The 21,141-nt window shown below is 36.6% G+C and carries 14 protein-coding genes; 10 read left to right on the plus strand and 4 right to left on the minus strand.

The window, feature by feature from the left end; all coding sequences use genetic code 11:
* Positions 1 to 24: 24 nt before the first annotated feature.
* On the minus strand, positions 25 to 1,497 hold the full coding sequence (locus ACQ86H_RS28975) for a glycerophosphodiester phosphodiesterase family protein (RefSeq protein WP_431293303.1): 1,473 nt from the start codon (positions 1,495 to 1,497) through the stop codon (positions 25 to 27).
* Positions 1,498 to 2,138: 641 nt separating this feature from the next.
* On the opposite strand from ACQ86H_RS28975, the gene ACQ86H_RS28980 reads away from it, so the two are divergent.
* From ACQ86H_RS28980 to ACQ86H_RS29005, 6 genes are all read left to right on the plus strand, one after another.
* Positions 2,139 to 4,337 carry a DUF4175 family protein gene (locus ACQ86H_RS28980; RefSeq protein WP_431293304.1) on the plus strand — a complete coding sequence of 733 codons (2,199 nt, stop codon included), beginning with the start codon at positions 2,139 to 2,141 and terminating at the stop codon, positions 4,335 to 4,337.
* On the plus strand, positions 4,334 to 5,209 hold the full coding sequence (locus tag ACQ86H_RS28985; protein ID WP_431293305.1) for a hypothetical protein: 876 nt from the start codon (positions 4,334 to 4,336) through the stop codon (positions 5,207 to 5,209). Before ACQ86H_RS28980 ends, ACQ86H_RS28985 begins: the two co-directional genes overlap by 4 nt.
* A gap of 154 nt (positions 5,210 to 5,363) precedes the next feature.
* Positions 5,364 to 5,801: an rRNA maturation RNase YbeY gene (gene ybeY, locus ACQ86H_RS28990; RefSeq protein WP_431293306.1), complete on the plus strand. Its 438-nt coding sequence runs from the start codon at positions 5,364 to 5,366 to the stop codon at positions 5,799 to 5,801.
* Between the two features lie 618 nt (positions 5,802 to 6,419).
* On the plus strand, positions 6,420 to 8,282 hold the full coding sequence (gene abc-f / locus ACQ86H_RS28995; protein ID WP_431293307.1) for a ribosomal protection-like ABC-F family protein: 1,863 nt from the start codon (positions 6,420 to 6,422) through the stop codon (positions 8,280 to 8,282).
* A 186-nt stretch (positions 8,283 to 8,468) separates the two neighbouring features.
* A complete protein-coding gene (gene mnmG / locus ACQ86H_RS29000) occupies positions 8,469 to 10,331 on the plus strand; it encodes a tRNA uridine-5-carboxymethylaminomethyl(34) synthesis enzyme MnmG (RefSeq protein ID WP_431293308.1) in 1,863 nt (620 codons plus the stop codon).
* A gap of 121 nt (positions 10,332 to 10,452) precedes the next feature.
* Positions 10,453 to 12,093 (plus strand): Ig-like domain-containing protein, encoded by a 1,641-nt coding sequence (locus ACQ86H_RS29005; RefSeq protein ID WP_431293309.1) that lies wholly within the window; start codon positions 10,453 to 10,455, stop codon positions 12,091 to 12,093.
* Between the two features lie 85 nt (positions 12,094 to 12,178).
* Here ACQ86H_RS29005 and ACQ86H_RS29010 read toward each other — a convergent pair whose 3' ends face one another.
* Positions 12,179 to 12,691, minus strand: coding sequence for a gamma carbonic anhydrase family protein (locus tag ACQ86H_RS29010; RefSeq protein ID WP_138819282.1), 513 nt, complete (start codon positions 12,689 to 12,691; stop codon positions 12,179 to 12,181).
* 100 nt (positions 12,692 to 12,791) lie between these two features.
* Positions 12,792 to 14,378: an L-aspartate oxidase gene (gene nadB, locus ACQ86H_RS29015; protein WP_431293310.1), complete on the minus strand. Its 1,587-nt coding sequence runs from the start codon at positions 14,376 to 14,378 to the stop codon at positions 12,792 to 12,794.
* Between the two features lie 450 nt (positions 14,379 to 14,828).
* On the opposite strand from nadB, the gene nadA reads away from it, so the two are divergent.
* The 3 genes from nadA (at position 14,829) to thiL (ending at position 18,282) form a co-directional block, all read left to right on the plus strand.
* Complete coding sequence (nadA, locus tag ACQ86H_RS29020) at positions 14,829 to 15,827, plus strand: quinolinate synthase NadA (protein ID WP_138819280.1); 999 nt, start codon at positions 14,829 to 14,831, stop codon at positions 15,825 to 15,827.
* Positions 15,828 to 15,880: 53 nt separating this feature from the next.
* A complete protein-coding gene (locus ACQ86H_RS29025) occupies positions 15,881 to 17,119 on the plus strand; it encodes a dicarboxylate/amino acid:cation symporter (RefSeq protein ID WP_431293311.1) in 1,239 nt (412 codons plus the stop codon).
* A gap of 122 nt (positions 17,120 to 17,241) precedes the next feature.
* Positions 17,242 to 18,282 carry a thiamine-phosphate kinase gene (thiL, locus tag ACQ86H_RS29030; RefSeq protein WP_431293312.1) on the plus strand — a complete coding sequence of 347 codons (1,041 nt, stop codon included), beginning with the start codon at positions 17,242 to 17,244 and terminating at the stop codon, positions 18,280 to 18,282.
* A 435-nt stretch (positions 18,283 to 18,717) separates the two neighbouring features.
* Here thiL and ACQ86H_RS29035 read toward each other — a convergent pair whose 3' ends face one another.
* On the minus strand, positions 18,718 to 20,031 hold the full coding sequence (locus ACQ86H_RS29035; RefSeq protein ID WP_431293313.1) for a DNA recombination protein RmuC: 1,314 nt from the start codon (positions 20,029 to 20,031) through the stop codon (positions 18,718 to 18,720).
* Positions 20,032 to 20,148: 117 nt separating this feature from the next.
* Here ACQ86H_RS29035 and purU point away from each other — a divergent pair, with 117 nt between their 5' ends.
* On the plus strand, positions 20,149 to 20,958 hold the full coding sequence (purU, locus tag ACQ86H_RS29040; protein ID WP_431293314.1) for a formyltetrahydrofolate deformylase: 810 nt from the start codon (positions 20,149 to 20,151) through the stop codon (positions 20,956 to 20,958).
* Positions 20,959 to 21,141 lie beyond the last annotated feature (183 nt).

The raw sequence follows: 21,141 nt of genomic DNA on the forward strand, positions 1-21,141 counted from the left end.
GAAACACCCTCACATAATCCACTTTCATGGTTGCCGGAAAAATAGCATCATCCACTCCTTTTTTCCGCCCCAGCCGCCACCCACAGCTACATTTAAAATCACGTGGAAATTCTGATCAAACGGCCAATCGCCTGATCCCTTTTTGGTATTGTTAAAAGTGAGGTATTTTTGATCGTCGATAAAGAAGTCGATGCGATCGGCAAACCATTCTATGGCATAAACATGGTATTCGGTATAAGGATTATTTACTTTTAAAGCTTTACCTACCTGCGTTTTGATAACGTGGTTAAATTTTTCGGTATGTACCGTTCCATGCACGCTATCAGGATCGTAGCCTACATGTTCCATAATATCAATTTCCCCGCTTTTTGGCCAGTTACCATATTTCGAATCGGTTGGCAAAGCCCATATTGCAGGCCACAAACCCCTTCCTTTTGGTAACATGGCACGTACTTCTACCCTGCCATATTTAAAATCGAATTTGTTTTTGGTGACCAACCTGGCCGAGGTATAATGGTTTGCCTCTTTATCTGCCTTTATTGCAATAATATTCAGGTTTCCTTTTTTAACAACCGCATTTGCGCTATCGGCATCAGTATAATATTGAAGTTCGTTATTTCCCCAGCCTTTTCCGCCAACATCATAACTCCAGTTTTTGCTTAAAGGCAATCCGGCATCATCAAATTCATCTGCCCATTTTAGTTTCCAGCCCTGAGTAACCGGAGTTTTTTTAATCTCTTCGAAAAGCAGTTCAGGCTCATTAGTTGTAATGTAATCTACCTTATGGGCTAAAAGCCACTGCATCTCGGGTGCTGCATTTACAGTCCATGCATTCACGGTTAAACCCAGTATTTGTGCATTTTCGATCCAGTTATCTTTTTGGTAAACGCTATAATGATAATCAACACCTGTTAATTTATCGGCTTTCATCTGCTCAGCACTGATTTCGCCCCTTAAATACGCCACTTTTGCTTTTGGTAGCAAAGCTAAAACGCGTTTGCAGTAATCGTAATCAAAACTGATGTATTCAACCCAATCGGTAACTTTTAACTTCTGCACCATTTCTACAGATCTATTGGTGACATCAATACCGCGCTCTTTGCTGATGAGCGATGGTTTGATCTCCAAAATCAGTTTGGTGCTTTTCTGCTTTTTGCCTTCTAATAGATAAGCTTCAAGCGTTGGGATTTTTTCACCATTGCTCATGGTTTTGGTCAATAGTTCATTATAACTGACTTTCTCGATGGTTAAACCCTGAAATTCCGGATCGTGGTTAATTACCAAAACACCGTCAGCCGTCATCCATACATCGAATTCTGAGCCATAACAGCCCAGTTTTACGGCTTCGTTTAAAGAAGCAATGGAATTTTGAGGAAAATTATTTTTCTTCCAGGCGCCACGGTGTGCAATTACCTGGTTTTTATTCCAGTTAAATTTTTGAGCAAAAGAAGCAGTAAAAATGAACAACATCAGTGCAGAAATAAGTACTCGTTTCATGTTTTAGTATGATTATACAAAAAATCAAAAGTAGATTTTTATGAGAACACTCGTTTAAAATCTATGTAACCTTTGTATTAATAAAAACAAGATAAAGATTTTTAAATTAATATTTTCAACCACAGAGTACACAGATAAATACGGTGTGTGCACCTGGCCATTGGCTTTATAATTTGTTAAATAAACCCGATTGAAGCGGAAACCAAAAGCTTTTTCTGCTTTTGTTGCAGCAAAAAGCAGGACTGAAAACAGCTATGAAACACTTCCCGCTGTTTTCCAAAGAATAAAAAATAACATCTCCATCATCGGAAAACAGATAAACTATTTGAAATAAACACGTTACCTAAATATACTTTCCTTTCAATTGACTGGAACAATTTTTACATTTACGGTGATATGGTGAGCAATAACTACAACGAATTATTACGGAAGATCGATGAGTTTATCCGAAAATTTTACCTTAATAAAATTTTGCGTGGCAGCATTTATGCAGCTGCTATACTTCTCGCCCTATATTTAATTGTTTTTTAAGCCTGTATTACCTCAATCCAACCGCAGGTTTTAAAACCTTTGTATTTTTTACTTACCTGCTCATCGGCTTATTACTGGTAGGTTTTCTCATCATAAAGCCATTGCTTGCTATGTTAAAACTAGGTAAACGCCTTACTTTTGACGAAGCATCGGTTATCATCGGAAACCACTTTTCCGATATTAAAGACAAATTGCTCAACACCCTGCAGCTTCACCGCCTATCAGAAAACCAGCCCAACAATAATCACCTCATTATAGCCAGTATCGATCAAAAAATATTGGAACTTAAACCCGTTCCTTTTTATACTGCGGTAAGCATTAATGACAATAAAAAGTATCTAAAATATCTTTTTATCCCACTTTCTATCATTTTATTCATCGCCATTATCGCTCCTGCAATTTTACGTGAGGGCACCAACAGTTTTTTTAAATACGATGAATATATTGCACCAAAGGCACCATTCAGTTTTGCAGTTTTAAATAAAAATTTAACCGTAACACAAGGTGATGATATAACGATAAACCTAAAACTATCTGGTGATGAACTTCCTGCTGAAATTTATGTAGAAGACGGAAAAAATACTTACAAACTGCAAAAAGAGAACATCAGCAAATTTAATTACAGTATAAAAAACATTCAAAGCGATAAAAAACTGGTTTTTAAAGGTGGTGGCTTCAGTTCTTCTGGATTTACCCTTACTGTTAAACCCCGTCCTGAACTGTTGAATGCAACAGCAACATTAAATTTTCCTGCTTACCTTGGCAAAAAAACTGAACAGGTAGCCAATGTGGGCGATATGCTCCTACCAGAAGGTACCAGGGTTACCTGGAACTTTAAAACTGGACAAAGCAGTTCAATTTTGTTTATCCTGAATGGTATCGAAAACAATTTAAAAGTGGAGGATAACGAATCTGCTTTTAATGCCACCATCAAAAACAATTCTAAATATAGCATCACTCCTAAAAATCAATACGTTACGCTTCGGGATTCTTTATCACACCAGATTACCGTGGTTAAAGATCAGGTTCCAGGCATTACTGTAGAAGAAAAACCAGATTCAGTAAGTAACAAAGCCCTGTATTTTAGCGGGCAGGTTACCGATGATTATGGGTTTAGCCGTTTAAGCTTTAAATACAACATCAAAGAAAACAACCGGATTGTTAGTTCATTTGCCAAAAATATCGCCATTAAAAGCAATGTCACAGAGAATACTTTCTTCTATTTCTGGGATTTAAAAACTGCTTCTGCCAAACCTGGTCAGGAGATTGAGTATTATTTCGAAGTGGCCGATAATGATGGGGTTAATGGTGCAAAAGTTACCCGGTCGGAAATTAAAACCTTTAAACAGCCTACCAAAAAAGAAACAGCCGAGCAGGTAAATGCCAGTAACCAGGCTTTGAAACAGAAGGTACAATCAGCTATCCGTTTGGCCAATACCATTGAAAAAGAGAGTAAAAAGGTGGCTGAAAGTCTGATTGATAAAAAACAAATCTCTTTCGAAGATAAAAAACAGATTGAAGCCCTGTTGAATAAACAAAAACAGCTTGATGAAGCCGTAAAGGAAATTAAAGAGCAAAATGATAAAAATATCCAGCAACAGGAAGACCAAAAACAAACCGGGGAACTTTTAGAAAAACAAAAGCAGATCAAAGACCTGTTTGATAATGTGCTGGATGAAAAAACCAGAGAGCTTTTGCAAAAGCTACAGAACCTGATGAATGAGAAAAATAAAGATCAAACACAGAATGAGCTTTCCAAAATGCAATTGGATAATAAAACCCTTAAAAATGAACTCGACAGGATTTTAGAACTCTATAAACAGTTAGAATTTGAACAAAATCTGCAAACGGACATTAATCGGTTAAATGAGCTTGCCAAAGAACAAAAAGAGCTTGCAGAACAAACAAAAAATAAAAAACAGGACAACGAATCTCTAAAGCAAAAACAGGATGCGCTTAACAAAGAGATGAAAGACCTGAAAGACGATCTTAAAAACCTGGAAGAAAAAAATAAGTCATTAGAAAGACCAAATCCCTTCGAAAACGCTGAAAAAGATGTTCAGGATATACAAAAAGAGCAACAGGATAGTAAAGATGCCTTAGATAAAAAAGATTCTAAAAACGCAAGCCAGAAACAGCAAAAAGCAGGCGAGCAGATGGAAAAGTTATCTAAAAAAATGAGTGATATGCAACAACAGGGTGAAGAAATGGAAAACAACCTGAATGCTAAAGAATTGCGCCGTTTATTAGAAAATCTATTGACAACCTCATTTGATCAGGAAAAAGTAATGCTGGCATTAAAAAAATGAACGCTACCGATCCATCATACACCAGTAACGTTCAAAAACAACGCAGCATTAAAGATAACCTTAAAACTATCGCTGATAGCTTATACAGCCTAAGTAAACGTGTTCCGCAGATAGAATCAACAGTTAACGAGGAGATGAATAAGATTAACTTCAACCTGGATAAAAGTTTGGAAAATTTGGGTGATAGAAGAACATCTGAGGCTAATCGCTTCCAACAATTTACTATGACTTCTATCAATAACCTCACCCTGATGTTAAGCGAAGCCTTAAGTCAGCTGCAAAACATGCAGAAAAATGGTAAAGGTGGTAGTGGAAAAAAACAAAAGCGGGGTATGAAACAGCTTTCACAGATGCAGGACCAGCTGAATAAAAGTATGCAGAAAGCAAAGGAGCAAATGCAAAAATCGGGAGGTAATCAAGGTACAGTTGGTAAAGGACAAATGAGCCAGGAATTTGGTAAAATGGCACAACAACAGCAAATGATCCGCCAGGCATTGGAAAAAATCAACCGCGAAGAAAATAAGGATGGAACCGGTAAAATGGGTAACCTGAACGAAGCCATTAAGGAAATGAAACAAACCGAGAGCGATTTGGTTAACAAACGTTTACAACAGGAAACTTTAAACAGACAGAAAGACCTATTAACAAAACTATTAGAAGCAGAAAAAGCAGAACGCGACCAGGAAGAAGATTCAAAACGCGAAAGTAAAGCCGCAAAGGAGTTTCCTCCATCCTATCAAAAAATGGTCGATCAGTTTAAAAAACAGCAACAAAACGGTCATGGCATGTTGCAGAAAATGCCACCTAGTTTAAATTATTATTACAAAAATAAAATTACTGAGTATTTGAAATCGTTGAATATAAGCCAATAAATCCACTCGTCATCTCGACTGAGCGCAGCGAATGGAGAGATCTAATACAGGCAGATTTAGCTTCGCTGAGCACTACGTGGTTCTCGACTTCGTTGCACTTCGCTCGAAATGACGAAATTATATTCTTAAATTTGCAGCCATAAACCAAAAAACAATGCCTGCAATTTCCTTTTTCACAGAATCAGTTAGCTATAACCTTCCTCAAAAACTAAAAATCAAAAAGTGGATTAAAGCAACCATCGAGAAAGAAGGCTTTAAATTGCAGGAACTCAATTTCATTTTCTGTAGTGACGAATACCTCTTGGGCATTAACCAGCAGTACTTAAATCACGATACTTACACCGATATCATTACTTTCGATAATTCTGAGGAAGAAAAACAAATTGTAAGCGATATTTTCATCAGCATAGAACGTGTTAAAGAAAATGCAAAAACCTTTAAAACTTCAGAATTTGATGAGGTTTGCAGGATCATGATCCACGGAACCCTACATCTATTAGGATACAAAGACAAAGGAAAAGCCGCCAAAACCCTGATGACTCGAAAAGAAGATGAACATTTACGATATAGAACTGAATTTGGATTAGTTTAGTCTACCTTTTTCCTTCCCATGATGTCATTCTGAGCGTAGTGAAGATTTTTAATGATTATCACAGCAATTTCATTCTATACCTTCTTATTTGAGTTTGCATCCATTGATAGCAGATTCTTGCATTAAGAATTAAGAATGATAATAGGATGTCCACTTTGCTAGTCCAGTAAATAATATTCCATTCCTTATTATTTTTCCTGGCGTTCGTCTAACAGTTAAGGGCGTTCGTCGACAATTAGTCTGTACTGGTATAATACACCTGAATTCCCTGCAACATTTTCCGTCAACCGCAGTCTTATATTCAGAAAACAACAAATACATAATGGCCTGGAATTTATATTCTCGACATTACACAAGATAAAGTTTAGTTTTAGTTAATGATTGAAGCAGCGGTGGAGCGAGTCCAACCGCTGTTTTGTTTTTATCCTTCGACTCCGCTCAGGATGACAAAACCAATAAAAGATTCCGTGCTAATCTGCACATCCCTGGCTATCATCAATCAAGTTTCTGACATTTTTACCTGATACAGAAGTCCTTTGCAATTTGAATATGCCGTTGCAAGTATTTTATCCTTACCTTTGCACTAATTTCCCTTTATAAATCCGAAATACAAAAAAATTGAGCACACTAATTGCGGCAGAAGGCTTAGGACATGGTTATCATGACGAATGGCTGTTTAAGAATTTAACCTTGGGTATTAACTCTGGTCAGCGCGTTGCGTTGGTTGGTATTAATGGTGCGGGTAAGAGTACACTTTTGAAATTACTGGCAGAAAGGTTCCCTCCGCTTGAAGGTAAAATTGTAAAAAATAAATCTGTTAAAATTGGTTTTTTAGATCAGGAACCCCAGTTTACCGAAGGTTATTCCATTAGTGACCATATTTTTTCTTTGGAGAATAAACAACAACAGTTGATTAAGGAATATGAGGAACTAATTGAAGATCCCAATCCTGATGAGAAAATACTTAACCGTTTATATGAAGAGTTAAGCGAGCATAACGCCTGGGAATACGAGCATGAAATCAAGACCATTTTAAATAGAATGGGCATCACTCATCTTCAGCAGAAAATCGCTACTCTATCCGGCGGACAAAAGAAACGTTTAGCCCTGGCCAAACTTTTGATTGAAGATCCGGAAATTTTAGTACTTGATGAACCTACCAACCATCTGGATATTGACACCATCGAGTGGCTTGAAAAATTATTAACCACCGGACAAAAAACGATTCTGTTGGTTACCCACGACAGGTACTTTTTAGATAACGTATGCAATACGATTGTAGAACTAGACAGAGGTAAAATTTTCAATTATAATGGAAACTACGCTTATTACTTAGAAAAGAAATCGGAAAGGGAAGCCTTAGATGCAACGGTTCAACACAAGAACCAACAGCTATTAAAGAAAGAATTGGAGTGGATGCGTCGCATGCCACAAGCTCGTGGAACTAAATCTAACGCCAGAATCAATGCTTTTTATGATTTAGAGGAAAAAACAAAGAAAAAGTCTGACAATCAGAGTATTAGCCTTCAAATGAAGATGTCTCGCCAGGGTGGGAAAATTATTGAAGTAGAACATATTGCAAAAGCATTTGATGGCCGTCCTATCATTAATGATTTTAGTTATACTTTTAAAAAAGGCGACAGAATTGGTTTAGCAGGAAAAAATGGAACCGGAAAATCTACCCTTTTAAATATAATTACCAGTCAGCTTAAACCAGATGCCGGAACAGTTGATACCGGTGAAACAACAGTTTTTGGTTATTACAAACAAGGTGGTTTAACTTTCGATCCAAAAGAAAGGGTAATTGACATTGTAAAGTCAGATGCCGAATATATCAAAATGGCTGATGGTTCTGTGATTACTGCTTCTGCCCTATTAACCTTATTTCTCTTTCCACCAAAAAAACAACATGGTATGGTCGAGAAATTAAGTGGTGGTGAGAAGAAACGTTTGAACCTGATGAAAGTGTTGATGCAAAATCCAAACTTTTTGATTTTGGATGAGCCTACAAATGATCTGGATATCGATACGCTAAATGTGCTGGAAGAATTTTTAGAAAATTTTCCCGGTATTTTAATGTTGGTTTCTCACGACAGGTACTTGCTCGATAAAATGAGTGATCAACTGTTTATCATGGAAGGCGAAGGTGTTGTTAAAATTTACAATGGTAACTATTCAGAATACCGCCTAAGTTTAGAACAGCCAAAAGCGAAAACAGAAACCAAGAAAACCTCAGCCCCTGTTATGGATCAATTTCCAGTTAAAGCTGCAAAAAAATTAAGTTTCAAAGAACAGAAAGAATTAGAAGATAGTGAAAGAGGTATGGTAGAAGCAGAAACTAAAATTGCAAATCTTACCAAAGCCCTAAATAATATAGATGCTAGCGACTATGTTAAAATTAAGGAAATTTCAAGTGAGATTGAAAATATACAAATTGAACTGGATGAATACACCATGCGTTGGTTAGAGCTTTCAGAATAAATTTAAAACAATTCTATCCTATTTTCCACGTTATGTTTCACGTGGAACATTGAAAAATAATTAGACTTGTCACCCTGGCATAGGGAGATACATTATATTAAATAGTCAACATATACACGTTTATATTGATTATAAAATTAATAAATAAAATTGTTCCACGTGGAACATTAAGAAATATATAATAAAATGTTTTCAAAATACGATTTGATTGTTGTTGGTGCTGGTCATGCAGGCTGCGAAGCTGCCGCTGCCGCTGCCAACTTAGGATCATCTGTTTTACTGATCACAATGAACATGGGCACTATTGCCCAAATGAGTTGTAACCCTGCAATGGGTGGTGTAGCTAAAGGACAAATTGTTCGTGAGGTTGATGCCTTGGGTGGATATTCTGGAATTATATCAGATAAATCTACGATCCAGTTCAGGATGCTAAATAAATCAAAGGGTCCTGCTATGTGGAGTCCCAGGGCTCAGATAGACAGGATGCGCTTTGCTGAAGAATGGAGGTTAGCCCTAGAAAACACCCCAAATGTAGATATTTGGCAAGATAGTGTAGTAGGATTATTGGTTAAAGACAATACGACGTATGGCGTAAAAACATCTTTAGGTATAGAGATAGAAAGTACAGCTGTGGTATTAACCAACGGAACCTTCCTTAATGGAATTATTCATATTGGAGAAAAGAAATTCGGTGGAGGCAGAACTGCAGAGCGATCTTCTACAGGAATTACGGAGCAATTAGTAGAGCTCGGAATGGAATCCGGCAGAATGAAAACAGGTACTCCCCCACGTGTTGATGGCAGAAGTTTAGATTATTCTAAGATGGAAGAGCAGTGGGGAGATGAAAATAGAAGTAAATTTTCGTTCACAGACACCCTAGTTACCACCGATCAACGCTGTTGCTGGATTACCTACACAAACAGTGAAGTACACGAAACTTTAAAAGAAGGATTCGAAAAATCTCCAATGTTTACAGGTCGTATTAAAGGTTTAGGTCCTAGATATTGTCCATCTATAGAGGATAAAATTAATCGTTTTGCTGAACGCGATCGCCATCAGATTTTTGTCGAACCTGAAGGCTGGAATACTTGCGAAATTTATGTAAATGGTTTTTCTACTTCGCTTCCTGAGGATGTACAATTTAAGGCATTAAGATTAATACCAGGCTTTGAACAGGCAAAAATGTTCAGGCCAGGATATGCCATTGAATACGATTTCTTCCCACCTACCCAATTATCATTAACCCTGGAAACTAAATTGATCAGCAATTTATTTTTGGCAGGACAAATTAACGGAACTACGGGTTACGAAGAAGCAGCTTGTCAGGGTTTCATGGCCGGTATTAATGCCCACCAAAAAATTCACGATAAACATGAATTGATCATGAAAAGATCAGAAAGTTATATAGGTGTTTTAATTGACGATTTGGTTACTAAAGGAACTGAAGAACCTTACCGCATGTTTACTTCAAGAGCTGAACATCGTTTATTATTAAGACAAGATAATGCAGATATTCGCCTATCTCCTATCGGCCACGAACTCGGCTTAATTTCAGATGAGCGTTTAGAAAAAGTAAATCAGAAAATAGCAAATGCTGATTCTTTGGTAAAATTTACCAGGAACCAGGGCATAGAAATGAGTGATGCAAATCCAATGCTTGAGAGTTTAGGATCGAGCACTTTAAATCAAAATGTAAAAATCCATAGTTTGGTAGGAAGACCTCATGTTGGTTTACAGGATCTGATTAAAGTAAGTAAGCCATTGGCAGAGGCTACCAAAAATTTGGATAACGAAACCATAGAACAGGCTGAAATCAAAATTAAATATGAAAGCTATTTTGAGAAAGAAAATGAAATTGTAGCCAAAATGCTAAAAATGGAAGACAAAGAAATCAAACCAGATTTCGACTATAATAAAATTGTTTCCATTTCAAAAGAGGCACGGGAAAAATTATTTAAGATCAAACCACGTACCTTAGGGCAAGCATCAAGGATTTCAGGTGTATCACCTTCAGATATATCAGTTTTAATGGTTTATATTAATAAGTAATTGATTATCAGTATTTTAAATAAATAAAAATAGACTTTAAATAAATCGATACAAAGCAATAAAAAGATTTTTTAATGTTAGAGTTCCAAAAAGTTTAAAAATTCGTCAGAACGTTTAAAATATGCCAAATTTAAAAGATCAGTATTTTAACCTTAAAAATCTCGCGGTTCTGGTAACCGCCCTCCTATTTTTTGGCTGTGCGAGTATCCAGACACCGCAAGGTGGACCAAAAGATACCAAGCCACCAAAAGTTTTAAGCATGACGCCAAAAAATCAAACGAGGAATTTCAATGCTAAAAAAATCATTATTGAGTTTGATGAATATTTTAATATTAAAGATGAGTTTAAAGAGTTTTCAATTTCTCCTGATCAGGAAAAACTTCCCGTTCTAAAGAAGCGTCAAAAAAGATTGGAAATTGCACTTCAGGATTCTTTGGAAAAAAATACAACCTATACTTTAAACTTTGGCAAATCCATAGCTGATGTAAATGAAGGTAATGTAGTTAAAAATTTATCATACGTTTTTTCAACCGGTCCAGACATCGACTCTTTATCCATCAGTGGTAAGGTCATAAATTCACTGAGCGATGAACCAGAAAAAGATGCCACCGTATTTATTCTTCCCTTAGAAAGAGATACCATTTTTGGAAAGAGACGTCCATCTATATATACCACTACTGATAGCGCCGGAACCTACAAATTAAACAACTTACGAAAAGGTACCTATAAAGTTTACGCGATTAAGGAAAGCAGTGGCGGTGGTGATAAAATTTATCAGCAAATTTCAGACGAAGTGGGTTTTATTAAAGAACCTGTGATGATCGATAAAAATCTGGATAACATTAACCTTCAAATTTTTAAGGAATTAGCCCCAGAATTTCGTGTTTTAGACCGAAAACTGAATAATGATGGAAGTATATCAATTATCTTCAATCAGCAGCTTAAAAGCCCTAAAATTACAGTTATGGATCCACCGGCAGTTGATATTGGAAAGTATGTCCACTTTACCAAGAATAATGATACTGCTAAAATATGGCTAAAGGACCTGAGTTTCGATTCGGTTAAAGTAGCCATTCAGGATCAAGGTAAAGTATTACAGACTTTAAATTTCACCCGTGGTAAAAAAGATACTTATACCCGTGATGTGACCATAGCAGATAACTTGTCTGGAGGTAAATTAAATCCGTTTCAGCAATTAACCCTGACTTTCCCATTTCCAATAACAGGTGCTGATCCATCAAAGATCACCCTATTGGAGGATTCTGTAAAACGGACCAATTTCGAACTGGTAAAAGACAGTGTAGATCAACAAAAATACTACCTCAAATACCCATGGAAGAATAAAAGAACTTACGACCTAAAATTAGGCGCAGGTGCATTTACAGCTATATTTAATGCAAAAAATAAAGATGTATCTAAGAAATTTACACTGGAGAGTTCTGATGCCTACACTACTCTGGCTTTAAATGTAACCGTACCAGATACTGCAAAAAATTACATTGTACAATTTCTCAACGAGAAAAAAGACGTTATTAAATCGTACCCAGTAAGCAAAAATTCAAAGATTTTATTTTCAAAATATCCTGCCGGAAAATATATGCTCAGGGTAGTATATGACGATAATAAAAACGGAATATGGGATACAGGAAGTGTTAAAGGCGGTTACCAACCCGAAAAAGTTTGGTATTTAAAAGCTTTAATGGATTTAAAACCCAACTGGGAACGGGAAGATCCATTGGTCATACCACCTCCAACTCCTTAGCAAAATCCGTCATCTCGACTGGAACGGAGAGATCTATTTCAAGACAGATTTCTCCATTCCGTTTCACTTCAGTCGAAATGAAGACCTAAGTGGTGAACCAACCCGAATACATAATATAATTATCAGGCAACTTATTTAATAAAGCCCTTTGCTCTTCAGTAATGGGCTTTATTTTTTTTGCAGGTGTACCGGCATATAAATAACCTGTTTCGCAGATCGTATTCTCCAACACCACTGAACCAGCTGCAATAATGCAATACTCTTCTATAATGGCATGATCCATTACTATAGCGCCCATACCGATTAAAACATTATCCTGTACAGTGCAACCATGTACAATGGCATTATGCCCTACAGACACCCGGTTACCGATGTGTGTTGATGCTTTTAAATAGGTAGCATGAATTACTGCTCCATCCTGGATGTTTGATTCATTTCCTATCGTAATGGCATTTACATCGCCTCTAATCACAGCATTAAACCATACTGAACATTTATCACCAATCACTACATCACCAACAATGGTGGCGTTTTCGGCAATGAAATTATCTTTTCCTATTTCTGGATATTTATTTTTTACGGGTAGTATTAAAGGCATAATATTATTTTACGTCACCCTGAATTTATTTCAGGGTCTTTAAAGTATTATTTATATAGCATGTTAGATGCTGAACTAAATTCAGCATGACGATATTTTACTAAAAAACAGTATCTACCAGTTCTTTAGCATGTTCAGGATAATCGGTAGTATAGTGTAATCCCCTACTCTCCTTTCTTTGCATCGCAGATTTTATTACCAGGTAAGCCGTTTGAATTACATTCCGTAGTTCGCAAAGTTTAACCGAAACTTTATTCTTTTTATAAAATTCTTCTGTTTCCTGGTAAATTAAAAATAAACGGCGATGTGCCCTTTCCAAACGGAAATCAGAACGTACAATGCCTACATAATCGCCCATAACTTTTTGTAACTCTCTCAGGTTATGTGTTACCAATACATCTTCATTGCTTTGAGTAACACCTTTAGAGTCCCACTCCGGAATATGATCGGGAATCACATTATTCTTGAAGTTCTCAATGGCATCCTGATAAATGCGGTGTGCAAAAACGGTAGCTTCAAGTAAAGAATTGGAAGCCAAACGGTTAGCACCATGCAAGCCAGTTGAAGAACATTCTCCACAGGCATATAGATTTTTGATTGAAGAACGACCATATTCATCAACCAGGATACCACCACACATATAGTGTGATGCTGGCGTAACCGGTATATAATCTTTCGTCATATCAATCCCTATGGATAAACACTTTGCATATATATTAGGAAAATGCTTTAATATATCTGCTTTACTACGCATGGTAATGTCCAGATACACAAAGTCATCCCCTGATTTTTTCATTTCATTATCTACTGCACGTGCTACAATATCACGTGGTGCCAACGATTTACGCTCATCATACTCCTGCATAAATTCTTCACCATTCTTACGCCTTAAAACTCCACCAAAACCCCTCACAGCTTCAGAAATTAAAAACGATGGATACTCTCCGGGATGATATAAAGCCGTTGGATGGAACTGTATAAACTCCATATTCCTTACTTTTCCTTTAGCACGGTAAACCATCGCCATACCATCACCTGTTGCAATAACCGGATTTGTTGTGGCCGAGTACACGTGACCGGCACCACCTGAAGCCATCACAGTCACATTTGCCACAATCTTTTCCACATCGTTAAGCTCTGTGTTAAAGGCATATACCCCATAACAGTTAATATCTTCGGTACGTTTATCCACAAATTCACCCAGGTGATGCTGGGTAATTAACTCCAACGCAAAGTAATGTGTTAATATCTCTATGTTGTTATTCTCATGAATTTCATTTAGCAATACCCTTTCAATCTCATATCCGGTGATATCTTTATAGTGCAAAACGCGGTGTTCGGAGTGTCCCCCTTCCTTTGCTAAATCATAGAAACCGGAGTTGTCTTTATCGAAATTTATACCATAGTCAATGATCTCCTGGATGCGCTGAGGCCCCTCTTTTACAACGATTTCCACAATTTTTTCGTCGCATAATCCATCGCCCGCAATCAGCGTATCTTCAATATGTTTTTCAAAAGAATCACCTTTATCCACCACAACTGCAACGCCACCCTGAGCGTATTTTGTATTCGATTCGTCTTCGTTCGACTTTGTCACAATTAAAACCTTACCAAACTTTGCAGCTTTAAGTGCAAAACTCAAACCCGCTATACCTGAACCGATTACCAGAAAATCTACTTTCCTCATTAATAAAAACATTTACTTTATCCACGATGTTAACAACTAGTTGATAAATGTTAACTCTGTGTCTAAATTACCCTAACAAATAAATTTGAATGTTTAAAGCTACTCTAAAAACACAATTTGCCACAATCTTTTGCGCAATTTTTAAGCAGCTTTGTACAAGTAATTAACTTTTTACCCACTTATAAACAATTAACATTCCAGTATTGATAAAAATTGAACTGATTTTCGATAACCCTGAAAATCAAACTTATGATATTATAAAAATGTAATCTAAATGTTAGTAAACGATTAACAACTTATATAAAAGAAAGAATTTTATCAACTTGCCAACATTATTAACACACTAATAAACAAACAAGATTTATTTATTTAAAATAACTTATTAATTATTGAGACGTGGAAAGCTTTATCTTTGACCAACGTCAAAATTCAAAAAAGGAAAATTTTAAAATGAACATAGATGTCTTAGAAGAAATCAACAAAAAAGGTTTCGCAGAAGAAGAAATTGATCCTACGCTCGATCTTTTCGCAGAGATTGAGAAATTAAAAAAGGAAAAGAATGCCATTATCCTTGCACATTATTACCAAGAACCTGACATACAGGATATTGCAGATTATATTGGAGATAGTTTAGGCTTATCACAGGAAGCTGCAAAAACAGATGCTGATGTAATCGTATTTGCCGGCGTACATTTTATGGCTGAAACGGCAAAGATTTTATCGCCCAATAAAACCGTTTTATTGCCTGATGTAAAAGCAGGATGTTCATTAGCAGATAGTTGTCCGCCGCATTTATTTAGAAAGTTTAAGGAAAAATATCCTGATCACCTGGTAATCACCTACGTAAACTGCACGGCTGAATTAAAAGCTTTAAGTGATATTGTTTGTACAAGTACCAATGCGGTGCAGATTGTAGAGAGTTTACCAAAAGATCAAAAAATAATTTTTGGTCCGGATCGTAACTTAGGTGCTTACGTGGCGAAAAAAACAGGTAGGGATTTGGTGTTATGGAATGGTGCATGCATGGTACACGAAATTTTTTCTCAGGAGAAAATTACAAAACTGAAGGAACGCCACCCTAATGCCAAATTTATTGCACACCCGGAATGTGAAGAAGTGGTTTTAAAAATGGCTGATTACATTGGCTCTACCACCGGTTTGCTAAAGTACACCATCACCAATCCGGCTACAGAATTTATTGTGGCTACCGAAAGTGGAATTATCCACCAGATGGAAAAGGCAAATCCGACAAAAACGTTTATTCCGGCACCGCCAAATAACAGCTGTGCCTGTAACGATTGTCCGTATATGAAAAGAAATACTTTAGAAAAACTATATTTATGTATTAAAAATGGTCTGCCTGAAGTAACTGTTCCTGAGCATATTATTGAACAGGCGCGTAAACCTATTCAACGGATGCTTGATATCTCTGCGGAGCTGGGATTGTAAAATCTATCAAACCTTACAGGTTTTTAAAACTTGTAAGGTTTATTAAATTATTTATGGAAAAAAACAACATCCTTAAAAATTATTCAGGCTTATTATGGCTTTTGGCAGGCATTACTGTTGGAAGCATAGTGGGTTTAATTTTTGGGAAAAGTGTTGAAAGTATTAAACCCCTGGGTGATATATTTTTGAACTTATTGTTTACCGCGGTTATTCCATTGGTATTTTTTGCAGTTTCATCAGCCATTGCAAATATAGACCGGACTAAAAAACTGGGGAGATTATTAACGGTAATGGTTTTGGTTTTCCTTGCAACGGTATTGATTTCTGCAATTTTAACATTGGCAGCTACTTCGATTTTTCCGATCCATCAGCAATTGGGAAATGCAACAATACCGACAGAACCTGAAAAAATTCAATCATTTGGCGAACAGATGACTCAACTTTTAACGGTTGGTGAGTTTTTTGAGATTGGAAGCAGGAAAAATATGCTGGCGCTGATTATTTTTTCAGTTTTGGTGGGATTTTCTACTTTATATGCGGAAAAAGAAGGTGAAGGCTTTAAAAAATTCCTTGTTTCTGGTAATGAAGTGATGAAAAAACTTATCATTTTGATCATGAAACTTGGTCCGATAGGTTTAGGTGCCTATTTTGCCTATCAGGTTGGGGTATTTGGTCCACAGCTTTTTGGGACTTATGCAAAAGCTTTAGGTTTGTATTATGGTGTTGGGGCATTTTATTTTATCGTTTTTTTTACTTTATACGCTTTCATTGCCGGCGGATTTAAAGCCATAAAAGTGTTTTGGAAAAATAATATAGTACCATCTTTAACCTCTATTGGAACCTGTAGCAGCATTGCCACTATTCCGGCAAATTTAGAGGGGACTACAAAAATGGGGGTACCAGCTTACATCACCAATGTGACGATTCCCTTGGGATCAACTTTGCATAAGGATGGGTCGAGCATTAGCTCCATTATAAAAATTGCCGTTGTTTTTGCCATTTTTGGTAAAGATTTGGTACATGTGGATACCATTATTTTAGCCTTGGGTATTACGGTTTTGGTGAGTATAGTAGAAGGTGGAATACCGAATGGAGGATATATTGGGGAGTTATTAATGATTTCGGCTTATCAATTGCCACCAGAAGCTTTGCCACCTGCCATGATTATCGGAACGTTAGTTGATCCCATGGCAACTTTGTTAAATGCCACCGGTGATAATGTTGCGGCCATGTTGATTGCCAGATTTACTGAGGGTAAAAACTGGATGGAAAGTAAGGATTTGTCATCCTGACGCAGGAAGGATCTGCAAGCTATGAAACACCAGCTAGCGCAGCTAAAGATTCTTCGCTATGCTCAGAATGACAATTGATTTTAAAAAATAAAAATATGAGGCTTCGCCTCTAACTATTGTATATGTTTGAAAATAAAGAGCGTACAGATATTAATGAATTAGGCGAATTTGGGTTAATTAAACACCTGACTACTAATTTTAAAATTAAAAACGATTATTCGGTAAAAGGTGTGGGCGATGATGCAGCCGTTTTGGATGCAAAAGGAAAACAGACTTTGATTTCGACCGACTTATTATTGGAAGGAATCCACTTCGATTTGGCTTATGTGCCTTTAATGCATCTGGGTTATAAAGCGGTTCAAGTGAACCTGAGTGATATTTATGCGATGAATGGAAAAGCCAGTCAGATTACGGTTTCGCTGGGTTTATCAAGTAAATTTCCGCTTGAAGCTGTAGAAGAAATTTATAAGGGCATTGAGCTGGCCTGCAATAAATATAACATTGATTTAATCGGTGGCGATACTTCCTCAAGTAAACAGGGCTTAGTGATCAGTATTACCAGTATTGGTTATGCTGATGCTGATAAAGTGGTCTACAGAAATGGTGCTCAGGAAAATGATCTGCTTTGTGTTTCTGGTGATTTGGGTGGTGCTTATTTAGGGCTGCAAATTTTAGAAAGAGAGAAATTAATCTATCTGGAAAATCCACAGATACAACCAGATTTAGAAGGTAAAGATTATATCATCGAAAGACAATTGAAACCTGAAGCCAGGATGGATATTGTTGCACTTCTAGATGAAATGAATATAAAACCAACTTCTATGATCGATGTTTCAGATGGTTTAGCTTCCGAAATTTTGCACCTGGCAGAACAATCTGATAAAGGGATCACGATTTATGAAGAGAAAATTCCTTTAGATCCAATGACTTATGAAACTGCCCGCGAATTAGGTCTAGATCCTACGGTTTGTGCTTTAAGTGGTGGCGAAGATTATGAATTGTTGTTTACCATTAGTCAGGAAGATTATAAAAAGCTGAAACATGATGTAGATATCACTGTAATTGGTCATGTTACCGATAAAAATTCGGGTTGCAAAATGGTTTCTAAATCAGAAAAAGTACACGAGCTGAAAGCCCAGGGCTGGAATGCTTTTAAGAAATAAAAATAGGTCGTCATTTCGAGCGGAGTGCAACGAAGTAGAGAACCACGTAGTGCTCAGCGAAGCTAAATCTGTCTAGATAGATCTCTCCATTCCACTGCGTTCCAGTCGAAATGACGATTTTACTTTGTAGCTGATATTGCTAAGAAAATATAAAACGTTCTCAGCGATATCGATTTTTTTGTTTTAAAGCCATATATATTGTTTCTAGGCAAAATAAAACCTATTCTATTCACTGAAAAAAAATAATGAAAAAATCGCCCTAAGGCTTTCAGAAAAAATAGCTAACTTTGCAAGTTTTGACTTTTATTTTTTTAACTATAAATTTCCTAAAAATCTGGAGTTCCGTTTTGTAACTATCAAAGCTATAAATCATGCGTTTCATTTAAATCTAAGTACTTCGTATCAATCTGTTTAGTAGCCTTTGCACCGAGTTTTTTAATCTTTTTCTGAAGTATTGGTCAAGTTTCCGGCACCTACCGATAATTTATTAATGGCTTTATCGTAAGCATCTTGTCCGTTTTTAATGTATTTACCGATATTTTCCATATCGGCAACAAATCCCACAAATTTATCGTACATGCTGCCGCTTAAACGGGCAATTTCCATTACGTTGCGGTTTTGACGTTCCTGTTTCCACATACTGGCAATGGTGCGTAAAGTAGCCAGCAAAGTTGATGGACTTACAATAACCACCCTCCTGTCCCAGGCAAAATTGAAGAGTTCTGCATCTTTTTGTACTGCAATGCTAAAAGAAGATTCAATGGGAATAAATAATAAAACAAAATCAGGAGAATTGATTTTATATAAATCCTGATAGTTTTTTGATGATAGTTCCTGAATGTGATTCTTAATGGAGGTCAGGTGCTGTTTTATATAGCCTTCACGCTCTTCGTCTGTATCTGCTGATACAGATCGTTCATAAGCGACCAAACTTACCTTAGCATCAACAACAAGGTGTTTATCATCCGGGAGGTCGATCACCACATCGGGCTGGTATCGGCTACCTTCTGCTGAAGTATGTGAGGCTTGAATGCGGTATTCCTGATCCCTAACTAAACCAGAGCGCTCCAGTACCTTTTCCAGAATGATCTCTCCCCAGTTTCCTTGCTTTTTACTGTCGCCTTTTAAGGCTTTGGTTAAATTATTGGCATCTTCCTGGATGAGTTTGCTTTGAATCTGAAGTTCTGAAATTACACCTTTCAATATATTTCTTTCGTCCGATTCGGCTTTGTAAACCTTTTCTACCTTATCTTCAAAAGCTTTGATATTTTCTTTCAGAGGATTGAGGATGATATCCAGGTTGGTACGGTTTTGCTCAATAAATTTGGTGGATTTTTCTTCCAGGATTTTATTAGCAATCAATTCGAAATCTTTATTCAGCTTTTGTTGCGACTGCTCATAACTTAATTTTTGTTCGGCCAATTTTTCTTTTTCAGCCAGGTAGAATGATCTTGTGCTTTCGAGCTCACGGTTGGCATCTGCCAGGCGGTCGCGTTCGGCCTGTAGTTCATCAATCAAACGTTGCTGCTCCTGTTTAAGAAGTACTGTAATATGTTCTTTTTCTACCGATAAGTTAGAAACACGTTCATCGGCTTTTGCTAAACTGATTTTTAAAGTTTCATTTTCGCCTTTCATCCGCTCAAAATCTTCTACTGATACAATAGATAACGCAGCTTGAGGTTTCTTTAACAATAAAATGACCAGAACAATTAAAATAACAATTAGTAAAGCGATGCCGATAGTCTCCATAATGATAAAAATTTTAGTAAAAGTGGAGATTTAAAATAGATATACCAAAAAAATTAGTCATCTTGAACAAGATAAAAACGTAAAATTTTTCTATAATTGGACATTAGTATTTTATAAATGAACGCATTAACAGTCCTTATTTCCTGCCCCGATCAGGTGGGTTTGGTAACCAATATTACCCGTGTGCTGGCTGCACATCAACTCAATATTATTGCTATGCGTGAGTTCGTTGATGAAGCCAATAAAGCATTTTTTACAAGAATTGCCTGTACGGGAAATTTAGAAGATGTGGAAAAATTAAAGGAAAAACTTTTAGAAAATCTTCCAAATGCCGCTGAGGTAAATTTAATTGCAGAACAGGAGAAGCAAATTGCTGTTTTAGTAACTAAAGAGTATCACTGTTTGGCGGAAATACTGATCAAAAACCAATTTAAAACTTTAGGTGCCAATGTTCAATGTGTCATTGGTAATTATGAGAGTTTAAGGGATTTTACTGAAAAACTGGGCATCCCTTATTTTTACGTAGATCATAGCAATAAAGATAAAAGTGTATTTGAGGCTGAAATAAAAGAAATTATCAATCAGTTTGAGGTAGATTACCTGGTATTGGCCAAGTTTATGCGGATTCTTTCAGCTGATTTTGTAAAAGATTATGCTGGTAAAATCATCAATATTCATCATTCCTTTTTACCAGCTTTTATTGGTGCCAATCCCTATCGCCAAGCTTTTGAACGTGGGGTAAAAATTATTGGAGCTACTGCACATTTTGTTACCGATAACCTGGATGAAGGTCCGATTATTACCCAGCACACCAATCACGTTGATCATAATTTTGGCGTTAAAGAAATGGTAAGGGCCGGTAAAGAAATTGAGAAAAAGTATTATTGGAGGCTTTGGAACTCATTTTTGAAGATCGGGTTTTTGTGAGTGGGAATAAAACGGTGGTGTTTAAGTAAGTGATATGCGTTTAGGGTTTGGCGGATTGCGAAGACTTTTTTTAAGTCTGGCCGTCATTTCGAGCGGAGTGCAACGCAGTCGAGAAATCTATTGAGGCGGATCTCTCCATTCCACTGCATTCCAGTCGAGATGACGATACTTTTTAAAAGGATC

Source organism: Pedobacter sp. P26 (assembly GCF_050632135.1).
In the GTDB taxonomy this organism is placed as follows: Bacteria; Bacteroidota; Bacteroidia; order Sphingobacteriales; family Sphingobacteriaceae; genus Pedobacter.